General features: G+C 63.7%; 5 protein-coding genes. 4 read left to right on the top strand and 1 reads right to left on the bottom strand.

Translation table 11 applies throughout. The features are described from left to right. Window positions 1-328 precede the first annotated feature (328 nt). The 4 genes from EOC06_RS01340 (at window position 329) to EOC06_RS01355 (ending at window position 5,068) form a co-directional block, all read left to right on the top strand. The gene (locus EOC06_RS01340) at window positions 329-1,744 is read left to right on the top strand and encodes a LuxR C-terminal-related transcriptional regulator (RefSeq protein ID WP_164898425.1); all 1,416 of its coding nucleotides are present in this window, start codon (window positions 329-331) and stop codon (window positions 1,742-1,744) included. A 291-nt stretch (window positions 1,745-2,035) separates the two neighbouring features. Beyond that, a complete protein-coding gene (locus EOC06_RS01345) occupies window positions 2,036-2,800 on the top strand; it encodes an SDR family NAD(P)-dependent oxidoreductase (RefSeq protein WP_245465748.1) in 765 nt (254 codons plus the stop codon). A 196-nt stretch (window positions 2,801-2,996) separates the two neighbouring features. Beyond that, the gene (locus tag EOC06_RS01350; RefSeq protein WP_128306883.1) at window positions 2,997-4,505 is read left to right on the top strand and encodes a multicopper oxidase family protein; all 1,509 of its coding nucleotides are present in this window, start codon (window positions 2,997-2,999) and stop codon (window positions 4,503-4,505) included. 26 nt (window positions 4,506-4,531) lie between these two features. Further along, the gene (locus tag EOC06_RS01355; RefSeq protein WP_245469276.1) at window positions 4,532-5,068 is read left to right on the top strand and encodes a cytochrome c; all 537 of its coding nucleotides are present in this window, start codon (window positions 4,532-4,534) and stop codon (window positions 5,066-5,068) included. Between the two features lie 71 nt (window positions 5,069-5,139). Here the strand turns inward: EOC06_RS01355 and EOC06_RS01360 are convergent, their stop codons facing one another. Beyond that, complete coding sequence (locus EOC06_RS01360; RefSeq protein WP_128306884.1) at window positions 5,140-5,841, bottom strand: GntR family transcriptional regulator; 702 nt, start codon at window positions 5,839-5,841, stop codon at window positions 5,140-5,142. Window positions 5,842-5,895: the final 54 nt, after the last annotated feature.

The raw sequence follows: 5,895 nt of genomic DNA on the forward strand, positions 1-5,895 counted from the left end.
GTTCCAGCCGTTGCGGGCAGCATTGGCCAAGATGCTGGCATAGGCATGCATGCTGGCGATTTTCACGTTTGATTCCAGCAACTGTCGGCACCCGCTTGCGAAAGAAGGTGACGGTTGGGCGGAATAGCCAAAGGCCGTGCATGCCAGCACTATGGATACAGGACGCATGGAACCCCCCTTAGCCGATTGTTTGTTGCCGTCGGGGAAGCTTGCGCCGTGCGAGCCTGCGGCGGAATCGGGCAGATGCGGTATTCGGCCTAGTGCATTTGTAGCATTCTTCTGTAGCATTCTTCGGCTACGGAGGGGTTTCCAAGGACGGGGGTCCACAATGGTGCTCGGCGCTTCGAAAGCTCAAACGCTTGTCGCATTGTCGGGTCGTGAGCGCGAGGTCGCGGAAAAATTTGCCGCCGGCCTGACCTATCGGGAGATCGGCAAGGCGCTTTTCATTGCTCCGGCCACTGTTCGCACTCACCTTGCGACCATCTACGGAAAACTTGGGGTGCGGACCAAGATCGGGCTCGCGGCGTACTTTGCCGGCGCTTCCGGCGCCAGGCCAGGCGGGCTGTCACCCCATCAAAGCGAAAAACCGCGGCTGGCGGTGATGCCGGTCAAGGGTCAGTTCGGCAAAACAAGGACCGATGCGGATGCATTGACGCGCGCGTTGACCGCAGAGCTCGGACGCTTCTCCCAGATCGGAATCGTCGCAGCGGCCACAATGTTCGCGCTCGCGAAGCGGCATCTCACTGTCAAGGAAATCGCCAGGACCACGGGAGCCAACTATGTCCTGGAGGTCGCGGTCCATAGCCAAGACAAAGCCATGCACGCCTTCGCGCATCTCGTGGACGCCGAGGAGGAAGTCGAGGTCTGGAGCGCGAGATATGATCTCGCCCAGACGTCATCGCATGACGAATTGACAGGCGTGATCAGCGGAAATCTCTTCCAGGTGTTGATGAAGCACGCGGCAGGCCCGCCCGCCCTCGAGGAAGCAATTCAGCACCACAAGCTCTATCTGAAGGCGTTTTACCACGTCGAACGGCCGACGGCGAAAGGCATGGTCGTAGCGCGGCGTCTCTGTGAAAGGCTCCTCGCCGCCGAGCCAGAGCATGCATTGATAAGGGAGACTCTTGCCTGGGTCGATTTCCACTCCTGCTTCAACGGATGGTCCATTGAACCCATCGAGGCCTTTCGCCGGGCTGGTGATGAGGCTCGGGCCGGACTTTGTGGCCATGACCGGGAAGCATCTCTGCACAGTGCTCTCGGATTGGCCGAGACTTATCTCGGAAACTTGCAGACGGGCCTTGGCTGCCTGTGGCGGGCCATCGCACTCAATCCGAACGATGCAGAGTGCCGTACCTGGCTGGGAATTGGGCTAACTTACGCCGGAGATCTCGAAGGTGCACAGGCAGCTTTCGCGCGGGCCGACCTTCTCAGTCCGAATTATAATCCGATCTTTCTGTTCAGGGGCGATGCCGAATACGCCGGGGAGAACTATAACGCCGCGACTGCCTCGTTTGATCGATTTCTGATGGTCCTGCCTGAATACCACTGGGCACGGCTCCTGCGGGCTGCATCATACATGGGGATGGGCGATCTCGAGTCTGCGCGGAAGGACGTGTCGTTCGTCTCGCGCGAGTCGCCCCGGTTGACCGGCGAGTATGTCGATCGATTGCAGCAAGCGCGCGGTCCGGAGTTTAGAAATAACCTGTGGTCACGCCTCAGCGCAGCAGGACTGCCATGGAAGTGACCTATCGAGGATGACATTGGGCGCATAAGGTCCGGTTGCGTGTCAACTTGCGTCATGGCGGGCTCCAACCCGAACGGCGGGAACGAGTGACGGCCTGCGACTGCACGGCGGTGGCAGGATGGCTGGTCAACACCGGCCACGCAATGGACTAAGCATTCGGGCGGCGCCTACGCGGGTCACCAGGACGAAGCTCGGCAAAGCGGCCCAAATGCTGCAGAGCAAATCTTCGCAGCGCCGTCGTCCAATCTGCGTGGTAAGACCGCGACAAGGCGGAAACCAGCGGAGCCCGATTTGACCATTCCCCATACCCGCATCAAACGCGCTTTGATCACCGGGGCCGGCGCGGCCGACGGCATCGGCTTTGCCATTGCCCGGCAGCTCGGCTATGCCGGCCATGCCGTTTTTCTCACCGGTGCCAGTGCGCGTGTGCTCGATCGCGCCGTTGGGCTCCGTGCAGAAGGCATCGATGCCAAGGCCGTGGTCGCCGATCTCACCATGGCAGCCGATGTCGCGCGGCTGCGGGCTGAAGTCGGCGCCGTCGACATCCTGGTCAACAATGCCGGCATGGGCTCGCTGGCATCGCCATCGGTCGACAAAGCGTTTCTCGCCATGACCGAGGCCGACTGGGACCAGGGGATCGACGTCAGCCTGAAGACGGCATTCCTCGTCACGAAGGCCTTTCTGCCGGCGATGGTCGAAGCGGGCTACGGGCGCATCGTCAATGTGGCGTCGGTCACCGGCCCGCTGGTGTCTTTCGAAGGCACGGCCGCTTATTCCGCCGCCAAGGCCGGCATGGCCGGCCTGACGCGCACGCTGGCGCTCGAAGTGGCGAAAAACGGCATCACCGTCAACGCCGTCGCTCCCGGCTGGATCGAAACGGGCTCGTCGAGCGAAATGGAGCGGCAAGCCGCCCTGCATACGCCGCCGGCGCGGGCAGGGCGGCCGGATGAAGTGGCCGCCGCGGTGGCATTCCTGGCCTCGGAAGGCGCCAGCTATGTCAATGGCGCGCTGCTGGTGGTCGACGGCGGCAACAGCCTTCAGGAGCGCAAGGGCTGAGAACTCTGCGGCTTCGCCGGAACGACCGGTGTTCATGATCGGACAGCGGGTCCGGGCTCTTACTACATCGTGCGCCAGGGCAGCTTCTATCGTCACCGTCGACTGCTCGATCTCACTTGACCTTCCAGCTGCTGGAACCCTTAGGGTCACGCGAGGTCTTCCGGCGGGCCTTTCATCGAGAGCAAGGAGCGGAGAAATGCATCGACGCGGATTTCTGACGGCAAGCCTGGCGACGGTTCTGGCGAGCCCGCGTGCGCTGGCGCAGACGAAGATGGACGATATGTCGATGCCCGGCATGGGCGGCCATGCCGGGCACGACATGGCCGCGATGGTGCAAGACGCGGTCACCCTGCCCGAAGGCCAGGCGTTGCGCGCCCTGCAGGTGCTTGCCAACGAAGCCGACCGGCCGGGCCTGCTCAGGGCGAGGCTGACGGCGGCACCGGCCATTGCGAGGTTCGCCGAGGGGCGCGACACACCGATCCTCGCCTATAATGGCATCAGCCCGGGGCCGCTGATCGAGGCCTTCGAAGGCGACCGCGTCGAGATCACATTTGCCAACCGCATCGATAACGAGGTGAGCACCATCCACTGGCACGGCATGCCGGTGCCCGCCGACCAGGACGGCAGTCCGATGGATCCGGTTGCGGCGGGCACCGAGCGCGTTTATGCCTTCGAGCTGCCGGAAGGCTCCGCAGGCTCCTATTGGTACCACCCGCACCCGCACGGCAAGACGGCAGAGCAGGTCTATCGGGGTCTTGCCGGCGCCTTCGTCGTCAAGGCCAAGGCCGATCCCATCCCGGCCGAATATGGCGACACGGTGCTGGTGTTCACCGATCTCAGACTTGCCGCCGATGGCTCGATTCCGAGCAACAGCATGAGCGATCTGATGAACGGCCGCGTTGGCGACCACGTGCTGGTCAACGGCCAGAAGAATCCCAGGCTCTCGGTGGCAAAGGGCGCCAAGCGACGCCTGCGCCTCTACAACGCCACCAACGCACGGTTCCTGAAGCTTGCCTTCGACGGCGCGACGATAACAGTCATCGGGACGGATGGCGGGCTGCTCGCGGCGCCGGTGGCGGCGGACGAGATCCTGCTCAGCCCGGGCGAACGCCTCGAGTTGGTCGCATCCTTCGACAGGCCCGGCCCCATCACCCTCGATACGCTCGGCTACGACCGTGGCTGGATGGGTCCCGGCCGCCCGGCCGATGCGGGGCTGACGCTGCTGACGGTCGATGTCTCGGAGAGCGAAGCCGAGGCGGTGCCGCAGCTGCCGGCGCGGCTGCGGTCGATCGCACCGTTCGCTGACCCTGTCCTCAGCCGGCGGCTCGTTTTAACGGAGACCATGGCGATGAAACCCACCGGCATGGAGATGGGTTTCCTGATCAACGGCAAGGCCTTCGACATGGGACGCGTCGACTTCGTCGCCAGGGCCGGCGAGATCGAGCTCTGGGAGATAGTCAACGAGGCCGACATGGACCATCCCTTTCACGTCCACGGTACGCAATTCCAGGTCGTCGAACATGAGCGCGACGGCGCGGTGTCCAAGCCGCCCTATCTCGCATGGAAGGACACGGTGAACGTCGCCCGCGGCGAGACGGTGCGGCTCCTGCTGCGCCAGGATAGGCCGGGGCAGCGCATGTATCACTGCCACATCCTCGAGCACGAGCAGCTCGGCATGATGGGCGTGCTCGATGTCATGGCATGAAGTTCGGCATCGCGTTCGGAGCGGTGGTGCTGGCGCTGGCCGGTTCGCTGAGCCTCTCCTCGCCGCAGGCGGTCGCCTCCAGTGATGAGATCGTGGCCGCACGCCAGGCCTCGATGAAGGCTATGGCGGCGGCAGCGAAAACCATCGCCGAGATGTTCGGCGGCAAGCGCGCCTACGACGCCGCCAGCTTCAAGGCGGCGGCGGAGGCGCTCAGCGCCCGTACCGGACCCGCCCTGATGGCTGAATTCCCGGCGGGCACGCTGGGCGCGCCGTCGGGCGCCAAAGCGGAAATCGATCAGGCGCGGCCGGAGTTCGAGGCGCTCGCCAGTCACATTGGTGAACTCGCCGATGCATTGGCAGCCAAGGCCGAAACCGCGCCTGCCCGGATCACCGGGGACATGCGCATGGGCGCGATGACGTCAATGGACGGGGGCAGTCTGCTCGGCAAGCGGCTGAAGACAACGGAGGCGGATCCGGCCGGATTGCCGGCGGAGCATCTTCTGCACCTTATCCTCCAGGATTGCTCAAGCTGCCATTCCAAGTTTCGGCAAAAGGTGAAGTGAGAACCGGCGATCACACCGCCATTTGTTGCCCTCTTGTGCAGCGATGCGGAATGCCAGGAAGGCCACCTGTATCAAGACGCCTTCGCCAGAAAATTCCGATAATCCGACTTGGCCTGCAGCAGGCGCAGCACATTGTCGCGCGAGCCGCGCACATGGGCGCGTGCCAGCGTGCCGGCTCTGGCGGCGTCGCCGGCGCAGATGGCATCGACGATCTCGGCGTGCTCGTCGCGGGCGATCTTCCATTCGTCCAGCCACAACAGTTCGGTCCAGACATAGTGCTGGCACTTGTCGAGAATGCCGCACAGCATGTTGTGCAGCATGACGTTGCCGCTGATTTCGGCGATGACGCGGTGCAGGTCGATGCCGACTTCCAGTTCCTGGAATTTTTCCCGGTTCGTGCGTTCCGGAATGGCTGCCAGCGTTTCGCATTCGGCCAACATGGCGCGCAGCCGCGCCTTGTCCTGTGCCGTCGCGGCCGTTGCCGCAAGTTCCGTCGCATGGCCGTCGAGCAGTTCGCGGATCTCGAAGGCCTCGCGGAACATGTTGATGTCGAACTCGGTGACGACATAGCCCTGGCGCGGCCGGCCGGTGACCAGCCCGTCACGCTCGAGGCGATTGAAAGCCTCGCGCACCGGGGTTCGGCTGACCGTCAGCTTCGCCGCGATGTCGTTTTCGGTGACGCGGGAGCCCGGCGGGATCTGGCCGGTCACGATCATCGCCTTCAGCGCGGAGTAGACCGAGTCGCGCAGCGTATTTTTGGTTTCCTTGGCCAAGCTTCCCTTCCCACTTCTCCGGCCTTTCAGCCGGAACACGCATAGCTGTAGCCG

This window comes from Mesorhizobium sp. M7A.F.Ca.MR.362.00.0.0 (genome assembly GCF_004023175.1).
In the GTDB taxonomy this organism is placed as follows: Bacteria; Pseudomonadota; Alphaproteobacteria; order Rhizobiales; family Rhizobiaceae; genus Mesorhizobium.

What these genes read in the sequence shown, in the direction of transcription:
- EOC06_RS01340 (WP_164898425.1), top strand. Translation starts at nt 329, where the DNA reads ATGGTGCTCGGCGCTTCGAAAGCTCAAACGCTTGTCGCATTGTCGGGT.
- EOC06_RS01350 (WP_128306883.1), top strand. Translation starts at nt 2,997, where the DNA reads ATGCATCGACGCGGATTTCTGACGGCAAGCCTGGCGACGGTTCTGGCG.